The organism is Niallia sp. MER 6 (genome assembly GCF_023714395.1).
Taxonomy (GTDB): domain Bacteria; phylum Bacillota; class Bacilli; order Bacillales; family Cytobacillaceae; genus Niallia.
The window spans coordinates 71744-92188 of the sequence record NZ_JAMAUK010000018.1; the positions used below are offsets into that span (position 1 = coordinate 71744).

Genomic DNA, 20445 nt, shown 5'->3' on the forward strand with positions numbered 1-20445 from the left:
AATTCAACTGATTAACACAACTAATTACCAAACTCATAGATTCATTTACAAAACCTATATTTTGGAAGTTTCACAGCGTTCCAAAAGGTGTACCTTTTTTTCCTTTAATAATTCTTTTAAAATACTAGGTTTCCCATCGTTTCAAAAGGTTATAAAACTTATTTAGGAACGTCTCTAAACATTTAGTTACCTTTAGGGACGTTTTCAGATATAATAACAGCAATTAAGGTAAAGGTGGGAAAGTGATTTGAAACGATTTGCTTACATACGTGTTTCTGATAAGGATCAGAATGAAGATCGACAAGTTGAAACAATGAAGAAGGAAGGTATTGACGATCGAGATGTATTTATCGAAAAAATGAGTGGTAAAAATTTTGAAAGACCTAAGTATCAATTATTAAAGCAGCTGGTACGTGAAGGTGATGAAATCGTTTTTGATTCCATTACACGCATGGGTCGGACCATGAACGAAACATTAAAGGAATATGAATGGTTTGTCGATAATGGCATCCAGTTAAAATTTATTAAAGAGCCTATGATTAATACATCGACTGAACAAGAAGATATTATTAAGCAAGCGATCCAAAAAGTCATTCTTACAGTGTTAGCAGCCTTTGCTGAAAAAGAACGTATTGACAGCAAAATTAGACAAGCTGAAGGCATTCAAGCTGCGAAAGCTAAAGGAAAGCATTTAGGACGGCCTAAAGCTGTAATTACCAAAGAGTTTGAGCAGGCCTATAAACAATGGACTAACAAAGAGATTTCGGCTGTTGAAGCTATGAAAATAGCCAATATGTCTAAAACTACTTTTTATAGAAAAGTAAAGGAGTTAAAAGAATCTTAGTTTTTAATTAGGGAGTCATTTTTGGACTCTCTATTTTTTTGCAACGATTGATATACTAACTCATCTAATTCCTGGCTTATCTTAATAGTTTCCTCATCGCATAAACCTTTAGACATGCCAACTCTTATCATTTCATCCCTTTTTTGTTCAATGGTTGTTGATAGATTCATAGTTTCGCCTCCTAGTATTTGTGAGTTTCATAACATGAGATTTTGCAAGAAATCCTGCAAACTCTAAAATATCGAGATTAAAAAGTTTTATGTGGCTAATGGTTTGGTTAATAAAATCTTTTTCTTCTTTTGATTCCTGTTCAACAATTTCGGTTAGTTTCCTCATTGTCATAAAGTAAGGCTTTTGGTTAAGCGTAAACTCAATGACATGATCTTGCAGACCTCTTTTCACAACTTCATATCGAAACAAGTTAAATCTCAACTAAACAACCCCTTTATAATATTTATATAAATATTATATAAAAATTATATAATTGGGTCAACTTTTATTTTCTTCTTTTTTCAATTAGTTAACTTTAAAACGTTCATTTTATAATGGTTAACTAAAAAAATTCGGTTAACCTTTGTTATATTAGGGATTCTTGGTTATACTGTGAATAAGAATAACTGCATTTTACATAAGGGAGGTTTTTGGAGTGAGTAAAAACACTGAGCTATTGGGCGTTAAAGTGAAGTCGGACACAAAGGATCGTATAGCTGTGTTAACCGAACAGGCGAAGGCAGCAGGAATGATTGAATTTAATGGCGATATTTTTGATCTCTTCGTTGAAAGGTTTCAACATGACGAATTAACTAAGAAGATGGAATATGGAGCTGACTTAAAAGAGCTGAATCAGATCACCAGGAGAATAAATGATATATTTGTGAATCTAGCTGAACGAAATGAAACGAATTTAAACAATTTAAATTCTCAACATGAAATGATAGCTTCGGGACTGAAAGAGGAAATTCTTGAATTAAAGGAAAAGAAAAAGGCACTTCAAGATGAATTAACCGAAAAAAATAATAAAATTAATGAGTTAACCGATGTAACAAGGGTTAACCAAGAAAGACAAAAGGAATTAGAAGAGGTTTTAAACGGTTATGTTGAGCGAATCGAAGAGCAAAAAACAATCATTGAGGAAAAAGATGAGAAGATTGCTAATAAGAATGAGTTAATTTCTTTAAAAGAGGAAGCTATTGCAGCAATGAAAGAGGATATAGCCCTTAATGATGAATTAAACAAACAAATTTCTTCATTAAAAAGTGAAATCGCTGGATTAGAACAAAATATTACATCAAAAATAGAAGAATTAAAAAAACAAAAAGAGAGCTTAGAATTTGAATGTCAAAAACGTCTTTTTGCTCGTGAACAAGAATTGAATAAAGAAAAAGAAAAAGAAATTAAACATATTCAGGGTGAATTATCAAAAGAAACAAAACGCTACCAAGATAAATATGAAAAGGTTCTCGAAGAGAAAGAGAAATTACGGAGTGCTAATTATGAATTAAAAGCTACATTGGATCGTGAGAGCAGCGAAAATGAAAGGAAAGCCTCTGTGATTGTTTCAAAAGATAAAAGGATTGAAGAATTAGAGAAAAAAATTAAGGAAATGGAAGCTGCATCAAAGAAAAAATAACCCTCTATGTTAAAAGGGGGATTAATTTTATGATATACCAGGAGTTTTATACAATACTTGACTTACATTTCATTATCAAATAGAATATAAATAGAACATATGTTCTCAAAATTTCCCCCTTTTTAGCCATCTTATAGATGGCGTTTTTTATTAGTAAAGGTAGGTTTTGCTTATGTTAAACGATCGAGGTAAATCAAAAAAGTGGCGAGGTTTTTTTATGCCGGAGCATATTGCTATGTTAAAAAAAGCAGAAGAGGATTATTATAAAGTACCTAGGCCCGAACTCACTGAAGATCAAATAGAAGAAATTGAGCAATTCATTATAAGCAGCTTACAGAGTAATCATCTATTGGGGGTAGAGTCCTGAAAATGCGGATTTACAACGGTAATGTAATTTTCACCCATAAATAAAGCCGATTTTAAGAAATCGACTGTTGAACTAAAGCTCCCTTTACTTTAAGTACATTTCTTCACAATCTTTAGATTAATTTATTGGATTATTTTTATGTGAAAGAGTGATATTAAATAAGAGCTTTAATTCGATTGACAAAAAAACCGTCCAGACGGTATATTATATGTATCTAAGTTATGGAGGTTATTATGTCTATTTCAAAGCATGCTAATAAGAAAAAAAATATATTGATTGCTGCATCTGAAATTGTAAAAGAAGAAGGAGTTGTCAAACTCACATTAGAGGCAGTCGCCCAAAGAGCTGGCGTGAGTAAAGGTGGATTATTATACCATTTTCCTAGCAAGGAAGCATTAATTAAAGGAATGGTGGAAGATTGGATAAATAATTATTTCGAATGCATTAATACGTTAGTTAATAACGACGATGATAACGCAATAGGAAAATGGAATAGGGCTTATCTTAAATCTACATTTTCCGATTTAGAAAACAATAATCTAAATTCCGCACTAATGGCTGCTATGTTTATTAATCCAGATTTATTAGATGAATTCCGGCAGAGATACGATATTTTGCATACAAAGTTAATAACTGATGGAATTGATCCTGTCAAAATAACAATTACAAGATTATCCATAGATGGTCTTTGGTTTTCAGAAATATTTGGAATGGCACCATTAAATGAAGAACTAAAAACACAAGTTTTTGATGAACTAATAAACATGATTCAGGAGGACGAATAATGTCATATCTATATTTAGCACTTGCAATAGTGGGGGAGATTATTGGCTCTTCCCTATTAAAAGCATCTGAAGGCTTTTCAAAACTCTATCCTACAATAGGGGTAATAATAGCTTTCGTTGGTTGTTTTTTCTTTTTATCCTTGTCGCTAAAAACAATCCCCTTAAACACTGCATATGCATTATGGGCAGGTTTAGGACTTGTTTTGACTACAGTAATTTCAGTTTTAGTTTGGAAGGAAAAACTTAACATGGCTAGCATTGCAGGAATAACACTGATTCTTGTAGGAGTTGTAATATTGAATTTGTTTGGACCAGGACATGGAGAATCTGGTCATGAAGCAAGCGAAACTATTACAATGAATGAGACAATGGAATAACACATAAAAAAGTCCTTCTTAATAAAGAGAAGGACTTTTTAGCTTAATTAAGGGTATTTTTTGAAGTCCTTATTCAACAAACCTGCGTACGTTAGTTTAAGTGTATCACTTCACAATTCCAATAGAGTAGAGTTTATTGAGACATAATGAAATTAGCGTTTTAAATGACTTCTGACTGTCTCATAAGACTTGTATCAAATGCTTACCGTTGTAAATCCGCATTTCCCTGACGCTACCCCTATTGGAGATCAAAACTTGGAAGAATGGTTTTTTTACTACAAGAGTCGGAATCGTTACAAGGGTAAACTCTACATCAAAAACAATCCAAATTAAAGATGAGCTTGATCAGATAATTAATATCGACTTTTTTAGAATAGTTGGTGTAAAGGTCATTTCATAGAAGAAAGAAGAGGAATGGCCTAATTTAGATTATTTTTATAAAAGTAGACCAACTTTATGTTTTTGAGAAGGTCTACAAGCGAATTATCTTTTGTTTTACGGATAAACACCTTATTGATGCAAAATATAGCAGCTGTAAGACACAATCAAGAGCCGTATTTTTAATTAATTCCGAGTATGGCCAGTAGGAATTAATTTTGAATAATATCGAAGATAATTTTTCTCTTAATCATTTTTTGTCTTTAAATATTCACTATAACGACGAATGGAAAATGAATCAGAAAGACGGAAATATGATACTACAGACTCGTTAGATAAATTATTTGATAAATGTTCTATGATGCAGCTGTTTCTTAAATTTTTTGCAGATATTTTGCGTAAGCCAGCAAGCCTTACCTCATCTTTTATCATTTCCTGAATACCACGTATAGAAAGCGCCTTTGGCATCCCAGCAGCGTAATCGAAATGGAATCTGCAGGTAGGGTTAAAGAATGCTACAAATAAAGGGTCCTTAGTTCTTAAACGTGGTCTAAGACTCTCTTCAATAGAGTTCCGGTAATCTCGAATATACTGAAGATGTTCATCTTCGATTTCAATCATCAAGGGAGATCCACTTGTCTTAATTTCAATTGTACTTTGAGCCAAATTCACTTTTTCCATTGTGATAAGAGAAATATCCTTTGGAGTAAGACCGTAGTATCTCGCCAAGCAAACAATGCCTAGATTTCGATCTATCAAGTAATCTCTGGCTACAGAACCATTAGACTTCTTCATGGAAGTTAACAACTGTTCCATTTCATCATCAGAAATAAAATCATCCAAATTCAGGCTTCTTAAGGGGTACGACCGAGGTACTTGTAAAAAAGGGTCATAGCATGGATTTTTTTTACATTTACAACCCTTTTTACTCTGTAGGGTAGGGTGGGGTCAGAAAAGTGCGGTTGTTGGTAGGATCCTAATAGGGGTAGTGTCATTGTCGCTACTCCTATTAAGGAATACTTAAACTAAATCACAAATTAATAAGAAGAAACACATCTTAAAAAATGAGCATTGAACCTTTGCATAATAAGCAAAAGTCCTTTAAAATTTGTTAGCCGGGTAGAAAATGCTATAATGCTCTTATAAAAAAGAATGGATGCAAAATAGTTTAGGTAAGTTCTAAAACGATTTCTTTTATTCTTCGACAAACAGGCCAGATTCGTAATTTCTCAAGAGAATAATACAAGTCGCTGTAGGGGTTTTTGTGTTTTTTCACTTATGATTACTTTGATATACAAGACCTATTTCATCTCTCACTTTATCCAACACTTGTATCGTGGTGTATGAATTTTTATATGAGTTAGTATCAGACTCTGTTTTTCCTCGGTTGATTAATTCAATAAATTCTTTCACTTCGTAATACATAGCTGGATGAGATTGGTCGACTGTTAATTGTTCAACCGTGCCGTCAGTGTAGTGAATTTCTACTTTTTCAGCCGTATGAATCTTATCAATCATGATACTTCCTTTTTCGCCTTGAATTTCGCTTGGTAAATAAGAGTTCGTTATTTTGGAATACATCACAATCGCATCTTTATCATCATATTTTAAGATGACGCTACCTTCACCATCCACACCCGAATCAAGCATAATGCCAGTTGCCTTCACTTCTTTTGGTTCACCAAATAATGTAATAAGTGGATACAAACAATAGACACCAAGGTCCATTAATGAACCGTTCGCAAACTCTGGATTGAAGGCATTAAGGACAATTCCTTCTTTGTATTTATCATAACGAGATGAATACTGACAATAGCTTGCAAAGTATCTACGGATAGGACCAATTTTATGTAAATTATCTTGAATGACCTTGAAGTTTGGAAGTAAGGTTGATTTCATTGCTTCCATTAATAGGGCGTTATGATCTTTTGCGGCTTGAATCATCCTCGCTACTTCGGTTGCATTAACAGCCAGTGGCTTTTCACATAACACATGTTTGCCATTTTGCAAAAATAAAATAGCTTGTTCTGCGTGATATGAATTGGGAGTAGCCAATGTACACCGCGTCAATTTCTTGACTAACTGCCATTTCTTTTAGGTTTGTAAATATTTTTGTTACTCCATATTTACTTGCAAATTCTTCTGCTCTACTAATCGTGCGAGAATAAACAGCAGTTAGTTTAAAATCTTCTACATCATTTGCTGCTTCAAGTAATCTTTCTGTAATCCAATTAGTACCGATTACGCCGAATCGAACCATTTATTCAACCTCATTCCTTTGTTTTATAAAACGAAGAGTTTTGTTTACTACACTTATGAAGCGTTTTTCATCGCCAATAGGATTTTATTTTCCCATAAAAAAACTTATATAGACATGGGGCCTACCAGTGAAATATTGGTGATAACCCAAATAGGGCTCATACTGTGAGTGATGGCTAAATTCTTGGCTGTGCCCCACCCAATAATGATCTCTGATCCGGCCATAGAAGGGACTGAATCAGAGGCTATTTTTTCTTTCCTGTATGGACTGTGTTATTTGTAATATGCAGTAAAGACCGCAATTCATAAAAGAAATAAATGCGGTCTTTACGATGTTTCCATATTTTTTAAAGTGTACTCTATTCGAGATTGGCATGTTTGCCGTACATTTTAGTAGAGTCTAAGCCTTTTTTTTCCATAAAACGCAAGATCAATGCATCATAAAATAATAACATCGTTTGCTCAAAAAGTGACCCCATTGGTTGTATGGTCTTATATTCACTTTCAGATTGATCTTTCGGTGATCCAGGCAATTTAATGATAATATCAGCTAATTTTCCAATCGTGGAGTCAGGGGAAATCGTTACAGCTGCGACCGTCCCACCTAAACTTTTTGCTTTTTCAGCGATTGAAACCAAGGTTTTCGTTTCACCTGAACCTGAACCGATGATCAACAAATCACCTTTTTCTAAATTTGCTGTTACAGTTTCACCGACTACATAAGCATCGATCCCCATGTGCATCATTCTCATCACGAAAGATTTGCCCATAAATCCAGATCTGCCCGCACCTGCAACAAAGATTTTTTTGGATTCCAGAATCTTATTAACCAACTTCTCTGCTTCTTCGTCAGAGATTAAGTCGACTGTCCGACTTAATTCTTGAACGACTTCAGCTAAATATTGAGTAGTTTTCATAGTTATAATTAACCTTGTTTAATTAATTCTTGCATTTTAGCTGCAACTGCTTTTTTATCGTCTTTGCTTGTGATACCGCCACCTACGATGACAAGATCTGGTTGTACTTTAATCACATCTGGAAGTGTTTCTAATTTGATTCCGCCTGCAATAGCAGTTTTCGCATTTTTTACAACGCTCTTAATGGTTGCAAGGTCTTCGAAAGAATTTTTTCCTACAGCTTGAAGGTCATAACCTGTGTGAACGCAGATATAATCTACTCCTAGTTCATCCAGTTCTTTCGCACGACCTTCAATGTCTTTAACTGCGATCATATCAGCAAGGATTTGTTTACCTTGTTTTTTTGCTTCTTCTACAGCACCTTTAATGGACTCGTCTTCAGCTGTACCAAGAATGGTGATGATGTCAGCGCCTGCTGCAGATGCTTGGCTAACTTCATATCCAGCTGCATCCATGATTTTAAGGTCAGCTAATACAGTTAAGTTAGGGAAGGCAGCTTTCACTTCCTTTACTGCTTTAAGGCCTTCATTAATCACAACCGGCGTGCCGATTTCTACAACATCTATATGATTTTCTACTTCTTTCACCAATTCAATGGCTCCTGGAATATCTACAAGATCTAATGCTAATTGTAATTTCATTTATTACTCGCTCCTTATATAATAGTATAATTGTGCCGTATAGCTTTCTTTTGCACAGTGTTATTGTATCCAATTGATAGCTATTTACTAACGGTATGATACTCAGTATACTGGGTATGTTACTAAATTAAAAGTATGCACTTTTTTATCATATAGTAACAAAAAGTATACTATGGGACATAATAAGGGTTGGAGGTGAAATGAATGCCGAATCTTGGGGAAAAAGTGTTTAATTGTGAAAAAGAATTGACTCTTTCGATTATTGGTGGAAAATGGAAAATGTTGGTATTGTGGCATCTAGGAAAAGAAGGAACCAAACGTTTTGGTGAACTAAAGGCCCTCATGCCGGGTATCACTCAAAGAATGCTTGTTAATCAATTGCGCGAACTTGAAGACCATTTGATTGTTCATCGTGAAGTCTATCCTGTCGTTCCACCAAAAGTTGAATACTCACTCACTGAGTATGGAAGAAGTCTGATGCCTATTCTGGAAGCTATGTATGACTGGGGTAAAGATTATATTGAGAATGTATTGGAAAAAGAAACAGAAAACAAATCGTCTATTCAGTAGAAAAAAGAGTTTCTCCTAGGGGTTCGAAAAAGTGTAAAAAAGTTCATATACTAACAAACCACGGTTAGCTATCTTAATAAAGATGCTGTCCGTGTTTTTTTATATCTCTACGTATTTAAAAGGTTGAAAAAACACAACATTTAATAAAAGAATCAGTTACTAAAAAGCCAAGGGCAGCGAATCTTGTATAATCGCTGTCCTTGGCTTTTCACTCTTGGTATTGGATTCAAGTTTATAGTATTATTTTTAACACTATGTTATACCAATGTATCTATATGTTAATAAAGTGCGTACTTTCAAAAGTATAACATACGTAATATACTGATTTTGCTCAAGTAATAGCGAGCTTAAAGAATACTACCAAACCTTAAGGGAATACTGCTACAAGCATGGTGAGATGAAGTGAAACTTCATTTAATAATTTATACATGTTGTTGCTTTTTACGAAAGGAGAGATCCGCATGGAAAGGTTCAAAACTAAGCAGCGAAAAGTTTGTGAAAGATGTCTAATCATCACCATAAATAATGAAACCTGTCCAAAATGTGGACATTCTCAATTAAGAGATATCATTATTACCGGACAAGCTGGGAGAAATAAACGAAACTTACATCCAAAAGTAGGATAACGCAATAGCGAAAATCCTTGTTGTTTTGTAGGGGAAACGAAGAAAATCAGACATTTTTCTATTTGAAAATGCTTTGAAAAAGTGGAGGAATGAAAAGTGGATTCTATGACGTTTGTCTTATTTGGGGCAACTGGGGATTTAGCTAAGCGAAAAATCTACCCTGCCTTGTTTAATTTATATTTGAATCAAAAATTACCAGATTCTTTTTTGATCATTGGTGTAGGAATAGACGAAATGTCTGATGTTGATTTTCAAAACCATGTAACAGACTCGCTATACACTTTTTCTAGACACTTGATAAATGATAAATCCGAAAAACAAGAGTTTGTAAAGGCATTTCGTTATTGCCAGTTAGATTTCACGAATGCTGAAGGGTATAAGAAGTTAGTTGAAGTCGTTCAACAAAATGAAAAAGACCAGAGTATTGAAGAGAATCGAATGTTTTATCTTTCTGTTGCTCCTGAATTCTTTGATGTAATTGCTTTAAACATAAAGGAGAGTGGCTTAGGTTCGACAAAGGGATGGAAACGATTGATTATCGAAAAACCATTTGGGTATGACTTAAAATCTGCTGAAGATTTAAACGAAAAATTAAGCAAAGCTTTTGAAGAAGATGAAATTTTCCGGATTGACCATTATCTCGGAAAACCAATGGTTCAAAACCTTGAAGCCTTGGAATTTGCCAATCCTGTGCTGCAATCACTTTGGAACAATCGGTTTATTGCCAATGTGCAAATTACGGCTAGTGAAACGGTTGGTGTAGAAGAGAGGGCTGGTTATTATGACCAAGCAGGCGCTATTCGTGATATGGTTCAAAATCATATGCTACAGCTGTTGATGATGACAGCCATGCATCTCCCAAAACAGATTAGTGCAAAAGATATCCGTAATGAGAAAAGAAAAGTTATGGAATCTCTGCGACCATTACAGAAAAATACTGTAGGTATCCACGTCGTTCGTGGCCAATATGGATCAGGTGAAATAAACGGTACACCAGTAGTCAGATACTTAGAAGAACCTGGCGTTGATGCTTCTTCTAAAAACGATACATTCGTCGCTGCTCGTCTATGGATTGATAATTCCTTCTGGGACGGGGTCCCATTCTATATCCGGACAGGAAAAAGAATGACGGAAAAATTAACGCGGATTGTGATTGAATTCAAAAACCCATTAAAGAATTTGTATACCAATGAAATCCAAAATGCTGAACCCAATCTATTAGTTATTAATGTAAGTCCTAATGAAGGTGTTTCGTTGCAGTTAAATAGTAAAAACCCGATAAATGGAAAATTAGAACCTATTGTTGTTGATTTTTCAGCGAGTAAAAAAGACGTGCCCGAAGCATATGAACTCTTAATATTTGATGCTCTGCGTGGGGACTCTACCTTCTTTGCTCATTGGGACGAAGTTGAATTATCTTGGAAATGGGTACAGCCCGTTTTAGAGGCGTTTGAGGAAAATGCCCTTCCACTCCACCTATATCAAGCCGGTTCGATGGGGCCACAAGCTGCTTCGCAATTATTGGAGGAGGATGGTTTTAAATGGTGGGAAACTAGGGGGGGAGTTTAATCCGCACCTCCCTGGAAGGCTATTGGTATGAAGAGAGCAAACCGAGGTTGGATTTGACAGATAATTGTTACGCGATTTACCCAAGGAACTTAAAGTATTTGTTGAATCCTTATGGTTCCATAAGGAGACCATGAAGAACAACAAATGGGTAGCATAATAATACAGGCTATTTTTTGTAATTTAAAGGAGGAAACTCAAGTGAAAGTAGGATTAATTGGATTAGGGAAAATGGGTATGAACTTAGGAAAAAACTTAATTGACAATAAACACCGTGTAATGGCGTTTGATCTAAATACAAATACTATTGAAGAAATTAAAAAATACGGAGTTGAAGGAGCATCCAGTTTACAAGATCTTGTTCAATCATTAGAAAAGCCACGAGTTGTTTGGATAATGGTCCCACACTCCGTCGTTGATTCAGTTATTAGTGAAATCACACCATTTCTAAGTGAAGGAGATATCGTCATTGAAGCTGGTAATTCGCATTATAAGGAATCCATTCGTCGTTACGAACAGTTGAAGAAAGTTGGAGTGAGCTTTATGGATGCCGGTACTTCTGGGGGGATGGAAGGTGCTCGCTATGGTGCTTGTTATATGATTGGTGGAGATCCTGAAGCATGGAGCATTGTCGAGCCGATTTTTAGAGATACAGCTGTAGATAATGGGTATTTATATGCTGGGAAATCTGGTAGTGGCCACTTCTTAAAAATGGTCCACAATGGAATAGAATACGGAATGATGGCCGCCATTGGTGAAGGATTCGAAGTCCTGGAAAAAAGCGATTTCGATTTTGACTATGAAAAAGTGGCACGGGTGTGGAATAACGGTTCTGTCATCCGCTCATGGCTCATGGAATTGACAGAACGCGCATTTTCTAAAGATGCAAAATTAGATGAAATTAAGGGCATTATGCATTCTTCTGGGGAAGGGAAATGGACAGTTGAAACCGCTTTGGATCTTCAAACAGCTACCCCTGTTATCGCTATGTCTTTACTAATGCGTTACCGTTCATTAGACAATGATACATTTACAGGTAAAGTGGTAGCTTCCCTTCGTAATGAATTTGGCGGACATGCTGTGGAAAAATCATAAAGTCATCTGCTGTATATGTCTTTCGTTAAAATGAGCCGGAAATTCATTGGATTTTTAGTTTGGTATATCCCAAAAATTGGTAGATTTACTTAAGTCGTTGATAGTGCTAACTATGTTGATTGAAGCGGAAGGAGCGAGACTCCTCGAAAATGCATTCACATTTTCTCGTGCGGTGCCTATTCACGGATGATGATTCAACGTCCTGCGGGAAAAACATGACAAGGGAGACCCCGCAGCCGCACAGCGCCGAGGAGGCTCCCGGCTCGCCCGCGGAAAGCGAGCACCTGGAGCCAACAGACAAGTTTAACAGAGCCAAAAAAATAAAACAATATTGAGGTGTGACATCATGAACGTATTGGATGCAAAAATCATTAACACACAATATGGTTTAGAAACCTATTTAGACATGGTGAAGAATATCGAAGTAAAAGAACTCCATTCTCCATCAGATAATGAGCCCTTTTATGAAATAGTATTAGGGATAGAGTATTTTCTTCTAAGGGACGGAAAATATTATGATAGTGAAAGGAATTATTTTCGGATTCAAATGAGCGAAGATTTTAATTCAATCACGTTAAGAGAGACAGATACCGAAAGTTTATTTGCTGTCAAAACCGAACACGAGAGAGACTCAACTAAGCTACTGGTTGGAGAATGGCTTATAAAAACCAATGCTTTCAAGCAAGTAATAAGTGAACTGATCCAACAAAAGAAAATGGAGAATGTTCAAAATGAGGGAGACACTCGAAAAGTATTAGGAACGATAAGATTCTTGGAAATATTACTTGAAATCAAAACAGAAGACATACTAAGTGCCGATGTAGAGAGGGACCATTGAGTTTTCTTAATACTAACTGTCTTTTAATGTACGCTATTGATAATTACACGGTCCCACTAAGGATTTTTCAAAATTGAAAAGGGGGAGTTTAAATGTGTTTTTAAAAACTTCCCTTATATACTGTAGAAAAGGAGAATGCACTAACATGAAACGTTTTACTATGCCGAGAGATCTTTTTTACGGAGAAGGATCTCCGATTGAAGCAGCTAAGCTAAATTTGATTGAAAGGGGAAGTAATGTATGACTATTTCGTTTGATTACTCCAATGCATTAGCATTTATGAAAAAGAGTGAAGTAGATAATCTAAGTGAATTTGTAAAAGTGGCTCATAAAATGCTACATGAAAAAACAGGCCCCGGCTCTGATTATCTTGGTTGGGTCGATTTGCCACTAAACTATGATAAGAGTGAATTTGAAAGAATTAAACAAGCTGCTGAAAGAATCAAGAAACATTCAGACGCAATGGTTGTAATTGGTATTGGTGGTTCGTATTTGGGTGCAAGATCAGCTATAGAAGCTTTGTCCCATAGCTTTCATAACCAAATGAACGATAAGACAAAAGTGTATTTTGCCGGTCACAATATCAGTTCTACTTATATATCTCATTTATTTGAACTATTAGAGGGGAAAGATATCTCTGTTAACGTCATTTCCAAATCAGGAACAACGACAGAGCCAGCCCTTGCTTTCCGTATTTTTCGTGACTATATGGAGAAAAAATACGGAAAAGAAGAGGCGAGAAAACGTATTTTTGCCACTACTGATCAGGAAAAAGGCGTATTAAAAAAGCTCGCGGACAAAGAAGGATATGAAACGTTTGTTATTCCGGATGATGTAGGTGGAAGGTATTCTGTGCTAACAGCAGTTGGTCTCTTACCAATTGCCGTAGCAGGACTTGATATTGATCATATGATGGAAGGGGCAGCAGCAGCAGCCCGTAAATACAACAATCCTGATTTATTGACAAATGAGAGCTATCAGTATGCTGCGGTCCGAAATGTACTCTACAATAAGGGAAAAGCAATTGAAGTGCTTGTTAACTATGAGCCCTCCCTTCACTACGTATCGGAATGGTGGAAGCAGCTGTTTGGGGAAAGTGAAGGAAAAGATCAAAAGGGGCTATTCCCTGCTTCCGTTGATTTTTCAACGGATTTGCATTCCATGGGGCAATATGTACAAGAAGGTCGACGAAACCTTTTAGAAACGGTTTTACAGATTAAGAAACCTCGAATTGAAGTGACTATTCAGGAGGATCCAGAAAATATTGATGGATTAAACTTCCTGGCAGGTAAGACGATGGATGAAGTCAACAAAAGTGCATTTCAGGGTACCCTTATGGCCCATATAGATGGAGAAGTACCTAATCTCGTGATTGAACTGGATGAAATGAATGAATACACTTACGGTGAGATGGTTTACTTTTTTGAGAAGGCATGTGGGATTAGTGGCCATCTATTAGGAGTTAACCCATTTGACCAGCCTGGAGTCGAAGCATACAAGAAGAATATGTTTGCTTTACTTGACAAACCTGGTTTTGAAGCAGAAAAAGCTACTCTCATGGAGCGTTTATCAAAATAATTATATCTGATTGGTTTTGTATTAATAAAAAGATTGTTACCAAAAACCATATTTTTTGTAACAATATTTATGAGAAATACTGATGCTTGATTTTACTAATTTTATAGGTTACCAAAAATAATTACCAAAAGTTTTACCAAATACTTTTACAAAAATGATGTCTCTTGTACAATTAGATTATTAAATTGTGCAGGAGGCTTCTTTATGATAATCGGTTATGCTCGAGTTTCGACAGTTGACCAAAATTTAGACCGACAAATTATATTACTTTCTGAGTACGGCTGTGAAAAAATGGTTCAAGAGAAATTTACTGGGACTACAAAGGATAGAGATGGACTTAACTCATTGCTAGATGTAATAAGGAAAGGTGATACCGTTGTAGTAGAAAGTATTTCACGCTTAGGGAGAAAAACACTTGATATTCTTTCTATTATTCAGCAATTCGAGGATACTGGTGTAAAGTTCGTTTCTATTAAGGAGAACATGGATACAAGAACATCAACGGGAAAAGCCATGTTTCAAATGATGTGTGTCATCGCAGAGTTAGAAAGAAATTTAATTGTAGAAAGAGTTAAAGAAGGGTTAGAAGCGAGTAAAAGAAGAGGAAAAAAACTAGGAAGGCCTAAAGTGGATCAAGGGAAAATTGAAATAGCCTTGAGGATGTATGACAGTAAAGAATACTCGGTAAAAGAAATTGTAGAAGGTACAGGACTTTCACAGGGATCATTATATCGAGCGATTAATAAAAGAAAACTAGTAGAAGCAAATTAATAATCTCTTATATTTTTAGGGAATTATGTGACGGACTAGGGCAGCTACTCTGTCACCACCCCCAACTTAATTTGAATGGAGTTGGTAATTTGGCATCTATAGAACGTACGGCTTATCCAAGATTTAAAAAACGTCCTACTTCAAAAGAACTTCGTGATGTTTACTCCCCTACACCTGAAGAAAACCAATTTGCGCATAAAGTTGCTAGAGGACCTGTTTCAGTTCTAAGTCTATTAGTTATGTTAAAGTCTTTCCAACGACTTGGTTACTTTCCTCGACCGAAAGATATTCCTGTAGAGATCATGATTCATATTCGGACCTGTTTGAATCTCTCTGCTAGTGTTGAACCGAATTACAATAGTAAATCAATTTACCGACATCAAAAAGCAATTAGAGATTACCTCAATGTACGTCCTTATGGAAAAGAAGCCTTACATATTGCAACTACTTCAATTTATAAGGCTACACAGGTAATGGACAATCCAGCCGATCTTATCAACGTATCCATTGAAATATTAATAAAAGAAAGGTGTGAATTACCTGCTTTTAGTACATTAGATCGATTGGCTCGTCGTATAAGAACATTAGTGAATCACCAGTTATTTAATTCAGTATTTTCAAAATTGACTCCTGAAATTGAGCGAAAATTAGATCAATTACTAGTTACTAAAAATGATAATCGGACTTCTGAATATAACTTATTAAAAGAAATTCCAAAAAGCGCAACACTTTCGCATATGAAAGAAATACAAAATAGGTTACTTCTGTTAACTGATTTTATAGAAGAAATTGATAGCTTACTAGAGGATATTCCAAATTTAAAAATTAAACACTTCGCTTTAGAAGCAAAAGCGCTTGATGCATCAGAATTAAAAGACTTTAATTTAGCTAAAAGATATATGCTGCTACTTTGTATGATTTATCGCTCAAAAATTTCAGCTATAGATAGTTTGGTAGAGATGTTTCTCAAAAGAGTCAGAACAATACATAACAAAGGCAAAGAGGAGCTAGAACTTCTTCGAGAAAAACATAGATCAAAAACTGAAAATCTTATATCTGTTTTGGCGGAAGTCTTAAATGCCACAAGTATAAATGAGAACGATACCTTGACTGGTCAGAAAATAAGGGAGTTATTAGGGAGAAGAGGTGGTATCGACGCATTAAAAGAAGATTGTGAATCAATTTCATCATATAATGGCAATAACTACCTTCCTCTTTTATGGAAGTTCTATAAAAGCCACAGGAAAACTCTTTTTAGATTGATTAGTATGATTGAAATTAATTCAACCACACAGGATCAATCACTTTTAGAAGCTTTACAATTTTTACGTGATAATGAGAACCGAAAAATTGAAAATCTACAAATAGATTTGGATCTTTCATTTGCTAGTGAACAGTGGAAAAAAACGATTTATGTACCTAAAGAAAATAACTTAATCCATCGTAAACACCTTGAAATCTGTATTTTTTCCTATCTTGCAAGCGATTTAAAAACGGGAGACCTTTGTGTAAAAGGATCAGAGAATTTTGCTGATTACCGTGAACAGCTCCTTTCTTGGGATGAGTGTAAACCTATGGTAGATGAATACTGTAAGGAACTTGGCTTTTCTTCAAATTCAGGGGATTTTGTTCAACAATTAAAGCTCTGGCTAGGAGATACTGCACAAAAAGTAGATTTAAACTACCCTGATAACGGCCAGGTAATCATTAATGAAAATGGAGAACCAACGTTGAGAAAAATAATGAGAAAAGAACAACCTCAGACAAGTAAGGCGTTAGAGGTAGTTATTTCTCAACGGTTACCTGAACGAAATGTCTTAGATATTCTTTGTAATGTAGAACATTGGACAAATTGGACACGGCATTTTGGACCATTATCTGGTTCAGATCCTAAGCTTGAAAATGCAATGGAACGTTATATCATTACTTCTTTTGGATACGGATGTAATTTAGGACCAACACAGACTTCTAAGCACATGAAAAAAGCAGTAACCCCACACATGATTTCATTTGTAAATCGGCGACATATTAATGCATCTAAAATAGACGAAGCTATTCGTAATATTTTAAATCAATACAATCAATTTAGTTTGCCTAGACTATGGGGTGATGGAAAAACGGCTGCTGCAGATGGAACAAAATTTGATCTCTACGAAGAAAACTTAATCTCTGAATACCACATTCGATACGGAGGTTATGGGGGGATTGCATATCATCATGTTTCAGATACTTATATTGCACTCTTTAGTCACTTCATTCCATGTGGAGTTTGGGAAGCAGTTTATATTATTGATGGTTTGCTGAAAAATAAATCAGACATTCAGCCCGATACGTTACATGCTGATACGCAAGGTCAATCAACGCCTGTTTTTGCACTTGCACATTTATTGGGGATTAATTTAATGCCTCGTATTCGAAATTGGAAGGATTTAAAATTTTACAGGGCTGATAAGGACACAAAATATCACCACATTGATCAGTTGTTTAGTGATACCGTTGACTGGGACCTAATTGAAACACACTGGCAAGATCTGCTCCAAGTGGTTCTTTCTATAAAAGCTGGTAAAATATTACCCTCTACACTACTTAGAAAACTAAGTAACTATAGTAGAAAAAACCGATTATATCAAGCTTTTAGGGAATTAGGAAGGATTGTAAGAACTGTATTTTTGCTTAAATATATTTCTGATATAAAACTAAGAGAGCAAATTGGTGCTAGTACAAACAAAGTCGAAGCATATAACGGCTTTTCCAAATGGCTATTTTTTGGTGGCGATGGGATCATTTCAGAAAATGATCCAGAAGAACAAGAAAAGCGAATTAAATATAATGATTTAGTTGCCAACGCAGTAATATTCCAAAATGTATGTGATATAACACTTATTTTGTGGGAACTTTCTAAAGAAGGCTATGTATTTTCAAAAGAAGATATTGTCATGCTTAGCCCTTATCTGACTAGGCATATAAAACGTTTCGGAGACTATATGATCGATTTAGAAAATATTCCACAACCAATCGAGGGAGATATTCCTGTATAGTATATAAGAAAGTAAAGAGCAAGAAAGGGTTATAAATGGTAAACAATACCATACTATGACCCTTTTTTACATGTATCTCGGTCGTACCCCCTTAAAGGGCGTTCCTTTGGTTTATCGAGAATTGCTCCTGTATTTATGTCCAAATACTTTAAAAAGCGATTGAGGACTGAAATAAGACGTCTAAAAGTAGCATCCGATAACTTCATATTTAATAAATGGTCAACATAAGCCTCTAAATCTTGACTCGATAGTGAGCGAAGAGTATTTAAATCTATTGCTCCTTTAAAATCGTTCATCCAGTCAAAAAATTTTTCTAAATCAGAAGAGTATTGCTTCAGGGTTGACCTTTTACGCCCTTTCCCCACTAAAAATTCAATGTAATTCTCCACATAATCAGGAAACCGTTGCATTTTCGCACCCCTTAAATAATTTTACGCACCCAACTATTTATATAATAAGCTATAGCTCGTTAGTAAGGGAAGGCTTTGCCTTGGATTTTCCATTAAAACCAGTCTAATTACCATAGAATGATATTTTGGTTGTTTTTGAGTGCGTAAAATTATATTCAGCTGCATGAAAAAGACTATTGTCTTAATCATTTGGGAAAATCTTTCTGCAATACTTTACTATATCTGCAACCGCATTGGGTAAATTCCCCTTTTTATACTCTCTAATAAAATGGATCAAGTGCATTTCAATAACCTTTTCCAAGGTTATATGAAAAGAAAAAGCTTCGTATAGGTCAACTAACACTAATTCACCCTTTAAGGCTTCTTTCTTTGTAAGAGTAAAAATGATCTTAGTTTCTCCTTCCGGTTCTTTACTCTTGTTTATAATGGATTTTTTACTCTGATAATCATTGATTTCTATTTCTCTACTATCCATTGAAAATATAAAATTGTATAAATCATCCTGATTATTATATTTATAGGCTCGGCCAATAAAATCTCGATATAAGATCCATATAAACGTCCCTAGATCAAAGTCTAATTCATACTCTTCAGAAATAAAATCGACTAATGCTGTAGCTTTAAGATAAAGGTACGTAGGCATTCTCACTTCAAAATCACATGTTGTTGATTCAGGGAGGATTCGATCCAGGATTCGCATAAAAAGTGATTCCTTATTTTGAAATTGTCCTTTTTCTAATTCTATTCCGATTAAATCATGACGGCTGAATTTTACCCTGGTCATCTTATCCCTCTCGCCTCCATTTCAAGAACATAGACAAATATTCTGTGTGCTGCTTTTGCATAAGAACAATCCCACTTTACGGTATACTCAAAAAGCATGTTATAATATTTTTCTTCGAGCTTAGCCCTTCCCTTTTTTGAATCACTTTTAGGATATGGCACTTCAGGAAAATCTGCTTTTTCCATCAGCAATGCTTTTTTTAATAATTGAGTACAAACAAAAGTCGGTGTTATCTCTTCTTGGTTTTTAGTAGCATTATCTTTCACTTTTTTTGTAATCCTTTTAAGCAGCTGCCGTTGAGTCATTGTCAAATTTATTTTAATATCATGTTTTTTATCTGATCTCGTCTGTCTCTGTTTTTTTGGAGTTTGATTTTTTTGAGGTGCGTTCCGAACATTGGTAGAAATTATTGAATCATTTTTTTTATTTACTTTCTTGTTATTAAATAAAATCCTTGGTGACTCCATCTTCTTCTCCCCCTCTTTTCAGCCTCCCCCCCCTACTTTATGTCAGGGATAAAAGGTTAAAAGGTTATTTGGTTAATATATATGAGGGAGGTCAAGGCGATATGATGTATAAAAGTCGCATTTACCGGAAATAATGAAAATACGAATATATTTATCCGGGAAAGGTGAAATGTATGGCAAAAAAAGAAAAAAAGGAAGTTAAAAAGCTTCTCAAAAAGGCAGTCAAGAATAGTAAAGTAAAGATAAAATCAATTAGCCATAGTTAAAGACCGATCCATTTTTTTGGAATCGGCCTTTTGCTTTTTCGATATATTTTAAAATGCTTAGCATCCAATTAATATAAATCATTGAAGGAAAATAAAAAACCGGTCCTATTTTAAAATGTACCCTATAGAGTAGACACTTAAAAAAAGTCTACCTATAGGGTATTTTTTTGTATAATTATGTAACACAACTAGAGAAACATGGAGACGGAGAAAATAATGAGTAAAAAGATTTTCACAG

At 35.0% G+C, this 20445-nt stretch carries 20 protein-coding genes and 1 pseudogene; 12 read left to right on the plus strand and 9 right to left on the minus strand.

Features of this window, described 5'->3' with window-relative positions:
- Positions 1 to 247: 247 nt before the first annotated feature.
- Entirely contained in the window at positions 248 to 844 is a 597-nt protein-coding gene (locus M3600_RS19060; protein ID WP_251647084.1) for a recombinase family protein, read from the plus strand.
- On the opposite strand, the gene M3600_RS19065 is transcribed toward M3600_RS19060, so the two are convergent.
- Both M3600_RS19065 and M3600_RS19070 read right to left on the minus strand, forming a co-directional pair.
- Positions 841 to 1014 carry an aspartyl-phosphate phosphatase Spo0E family protein gene (locus M3600_RS19065; RefSeq protein ID WP_251647085.1) on the minus strand — a complete coding sequence of 58 codons (174 nt, stop codon included), beginning with the start codon at positions 1012 to 1014 and terminating at the stop codon, positions 841 to 843. The genes M3600_RS19060 and M3600_RS19065 overlap by 4 nt on opposite strands.
- Positions 992 to 1276 carry a hypothetical protein gene (locus M3600_RS19070; RefSeq protein ID WP_251647086.1) on the minus strand — a complete coding sequence of 95 codons (285 nt, stop codon included), beginning with the start codon at positions 1274 to 1276 and terminating at the stop codon, positions 992 to 994. The genes M3600_RS19065 and M3600_RS19070 overlap by 23 nt, the downstream gene beginning before the upstream one ends.
- A gap of 214 nt (positions 1277 to 1490) precedes the next feature.
- Between M3600_RS19070 and M3600_RS19075 the strand changes: the two genes are divergently transcribed.
- The 4 genes from M3600_RS19075 (at position 1491) to qacH (ending at position 4003) form a co-directional block, all read left to right on the plus strand.
- Positions 1491 to 2474 (plus strand): coiled-coil domain-containing protein, encoded by a 984-nt coding sequence (locus tag M3600_RS19075; RefSeq protein ID WP_251647087.1) that lies wholly within the window; start codon positions 1491 to 1493, stop codon positions 2472 to 2474.
- Positions 2475 to 2646: 172 nt separating this feature from the next.
- On the plus strand, positions 2647 to 2841 hold the full coding sequence (locus tag M3600_RS19080) for a YolD-like family protein (protein ID WP_251647089.1): 195 nt from the start codon (positions 2647 to 2649) through the stop codon (positions 2839 to 2841).
- Between the two features lie 233 nt (positions 2842 to 3074).
- Positions 3075 to 3626 carry a TetR/AcrR family transcriptional regulator gene (locus M3600_RS19085; protein WP_061691482.1) on the plus strand — a complete coding sequence of 184 codons (552 nt, stop codon included), beginning with the start codon at positions 3075 to 3077 and terminating at the stop codon, positions 3624 to 3626.
- Positions 3626 to 4003: a quaternary ammonium compound efflux SMR transporter QacH gene (gene qacH / locus M3600_RS19090; protein ID WP_000121134.1), complete on the plus strand. Its 378-nt coding sequence runs from the start codon at positions 3626 to 3628 to the stop codon at positions 4001 to 4003. Before M3600_RS19085 ends, qacH begins: the two co-directional genes overlap by 1 nt.
- 624 nt (positions 4004 to 4627) lie before the next feature.
- Here the strand turns inward: qacH and M3600_RS19095 are convergent.
- The 4 genes and pseudogenes from M3600_RS19095 to hxlA form a co-directional block, all read right to left on the minus strand.
- The gene (locus tag M3600_RS19095) at positions 4628 to 5224 is read right to left on the minus strand and encodes a hypothetical protein (protein ID WP_251647091.1); all 597 of its coding nucleotides are present in this window, start codon (positions 5222 to 5224) and stop codon (positions 4628 to 4630) included.
- Positions 5225 to 5653: 429 nt separating this feature from the next.
- Positions 5654 to 6641, minus strand: a pseudogene (locus M3600_RS19100) (Gfo/Idh/MocA family protein).
- 358 nt (positions 6642 to 6999) lie between these two features.
- Complete coding sequence (gene hxlB / locus M3600_RS19105; protein WP_031538337.1) at positions 7000 to 7557, minus strand: 6-phospho-3-hexuloisomerase; 558 nt, start codon at positions 7555 to 7557, stop codon at positions 7000 to 7002.
- Between the two features lie 8 nt (positions 7558 to 7565).
- A complete protein-coding gene (gene hxlA, locus M3600_RS19110; protein ID WP_031538336.1) occupies positions 7566 to 8198 on the minus strand; it encodes a 3-hexulose-6-phosphate synthase in 633 nt (210 codons plus the stop codon).
- Between the two features lie 204 nt (positions 8199 to 8402).
- On the opposite strand from hxlA, the gene M3600_RS19115 reads away from it, so the two are divergent.
- The 7 genes from M3600_RS19115 to M3600_RS19145 all read left to right on the plus strand — a co-directional run bounded on the left by M3600_RS19115 (position 8403) and on the right by M3600_RS19145 (position 18280).
- Entirely contained in the window at positions 8403 to 8768 is a 366-nt protein-coding gene (locus tag M3600_RS19115) for a winged helix-turn-helix transcriptional regulator (protein WP_066194376.1), read from the plus strand.
- A gap of 722 nt (positions 8769 to 9490) precedes the next feature.
- A complete protein-coding gene (zwf, locus tag M3600_RS19120; protein ID WP_066194379.1) occupies positions 9491 to 10963 on the plus strand; it encodes a glucose-6-phosphate dehydrogenase in 1473 nt (490 codons plus the stop codon).
- 198 nt (positions 10964 to 11161) lie between these two features.
- Entirely contained in the window at positions 11162 to 12055 is an 894-nt protein-coding gene (gnd, locus tag M3600_RS19125) for a phosphogluconate dehydrogenase (NAD(+)-dependent, decarboxylating) (RefSeq protein WP_031538333.1), read from the plus strand.
- A 346-nt stretch (positions 12056 to 12401) separates the two neighbouring features.
- Positions 12402 to 12893 carry a hypothetical protein gene (locus M3600_RS19130; RefSeq protein ID WP_031538332.1) on the plus strand — a complete coding sequence of 164 codons (492 nt, stop codon included), beginning with the start codon at positions 12402 to 12404 and terminating at the stop codon, positions 12891 to 12893.
- 240 nt (positions 12894 to 13133) lie between these two features.
- Positions 13134 to 14471 carry a glucose-6-phosphate isomerase gene (locus tag M3600_RS19135; protein WP_066154493.1) on the plus strand — a complete coding sequence of 446 codons (1338 nt, stop codon included), beginning with the start codon at positions 13134 to 13136 and terminating at the stop codon, positions 14469 to 14471.
- Between the two features lie 204 nt (positions 14472 to 14675).
- The gene (locus tag M3600_RS19140; protein ID WP_066154495.1) at positions 14676 to 15242 is read left to right on the plus strand and encodes a recombinase family protein; all 567 of its coding nucleotides are present in this window, start codon (positions 14676 to 14678) and stop codon (positions 15240 to 15242) included.
- 89 nt (positions 15243 to 15331) lie between these two features.
- Positions 15332 to 18280, plus strand: a complete 2949-nt coding sequence (locus M3600_RS19145; protein WP_066194381.1) for a Tn3 family transposase — start codon at positions 15332 to 15334, stop codon at positions 18278 to 18280.
- 53 nt (positions 18281 to 18333) lie between these two features.
- Here M3600_RS19145 and M3600_RS19150 read toward each other — a convergent pair whose 3' ends face one another.
- From M3600_RS19150 to M3600_RS19160, 3 genes are all read right to left on the minus strand, one after another.
- On the minus strand, positions 18334 to 18690 hold the full coding sequence (locus tag M3600_RS19150) for a site-specific integrase (protein WP_251647093.1): 357 nt from the start codon (positions 18688 to 18690) through the stop codon (positions 18334 to 18336).
- 181 nt (positions 18691 to 18871) lie between these two features.
- Entirely contained in the window at positions 18872 to 19474 is a 603-nt protein-coding gene (locus M3600_RS19155; RefSeq protein WP_251647095.1) for a hypothetical protein, read from the minus strand.
- Positions 19471 to 19740, minus strand: a complete 270-nt coding sequence (locus tag M3600_RS19160; protein WP_251647097.1) for a hypothetical protein — start codon at positions 19738 to 19740, stop codon at positions 19471 to 19473. Before M3600_RS19160 ends, M3600_RS19155 begins: the two co-directional genes overlap by 4 nt.
- Positions 19741 to 20445 lie beyond the last annotated feature (705 nt).

What these genes read in the sequence shown, in the direction of transcription:
- M3600_RS19065 (WP_251647085.1), bottom strand. Translation starts at nt 1,014, where the DNA reads ATGAATCTATCAACAACCATTGAACAAAAAAGGGATGAAATGATAAGA.
- M3600_RS19080 (WP_251647089.1), top strand. Translation starts at nt 2,647, where the DNA reads ATGTTAAACGATCGAGGTAAATCAAAAAAGTGGCGAGGTTTTTTTATG.
- M3600_RS19085 (WP_061691482.1), top strand. Translation starts at nt 3,075, where the DNA reads ATGTCTATTTCAAAGCATGCTAATAAGAAAAAAAATATATTGATTGCT.
- qacH (WP_000121134.1), top strand. Translation starts at nt 3,626, where the DNA reads ATGTCATATCTATATTTAGCACTTGCAATAGTGGGGGAGATTATTGGC.
- hxlB (WP_031538337.1), bottom strand. Translation starts at nt 7,557, where the DNA reads ATGAAAACTACTCAATATTTAGCTGAAGTCGTTCAAGAATTAAGTCGG.
- hxlA (WP_031538336.1), bottom strand. Translation starts at nt 8,198, where the DNA reads ATGAAATTACAATTAGCATTAGATCTTGTAGATATTCCAGGAGCCATT.
- M3600_RS19115 (WP_066194376.1), top strand. Translation starts at nt 8,403, where the DNA reads ATGCCGAATCTTGGGGAAAAAGTGTTTAATTGTGAAAAAGAATTGACT.
- M3600_RS19130 (WP_031538332.1), top strand. Translation starts at nt 12,402, where the DNA reads ATGAACGTATTGGATGCAAAAATCATTAACACACAATATGGTTTAGAA.
- M3600_RS19135 (WP_066154493.1), top strand. Translation starts at nt 13,134, where the DNA reads ATGACTATTTCGTTTGATTACTCCAATGCATTAGCATTTATGAAAAAG.
- M3600_RS19140 (WP_066154495.1), top strand. Translation starts at nt 14,676, where the DNA reads ATGATAATCGGTTATGCTCGAGTTTCGACAGTTGACCAAAATTTAGAC.
- M3600_RS19150 (WP_251647093.1), bottom strand. Translation starts at nt 18,690, where the DNA reads ATGCAACGGTTTCCTGATTATGTGGAGAATTACATTGAATTTTTAGTG.
- M3600_RS19155 (WP_251647095.1), bottom strand. Translation starts at nt 19,474, where the DNA reads ATGACCAGGGTAAAATTCAGCCGTCATGATTTAATCGGAATAGAATTA.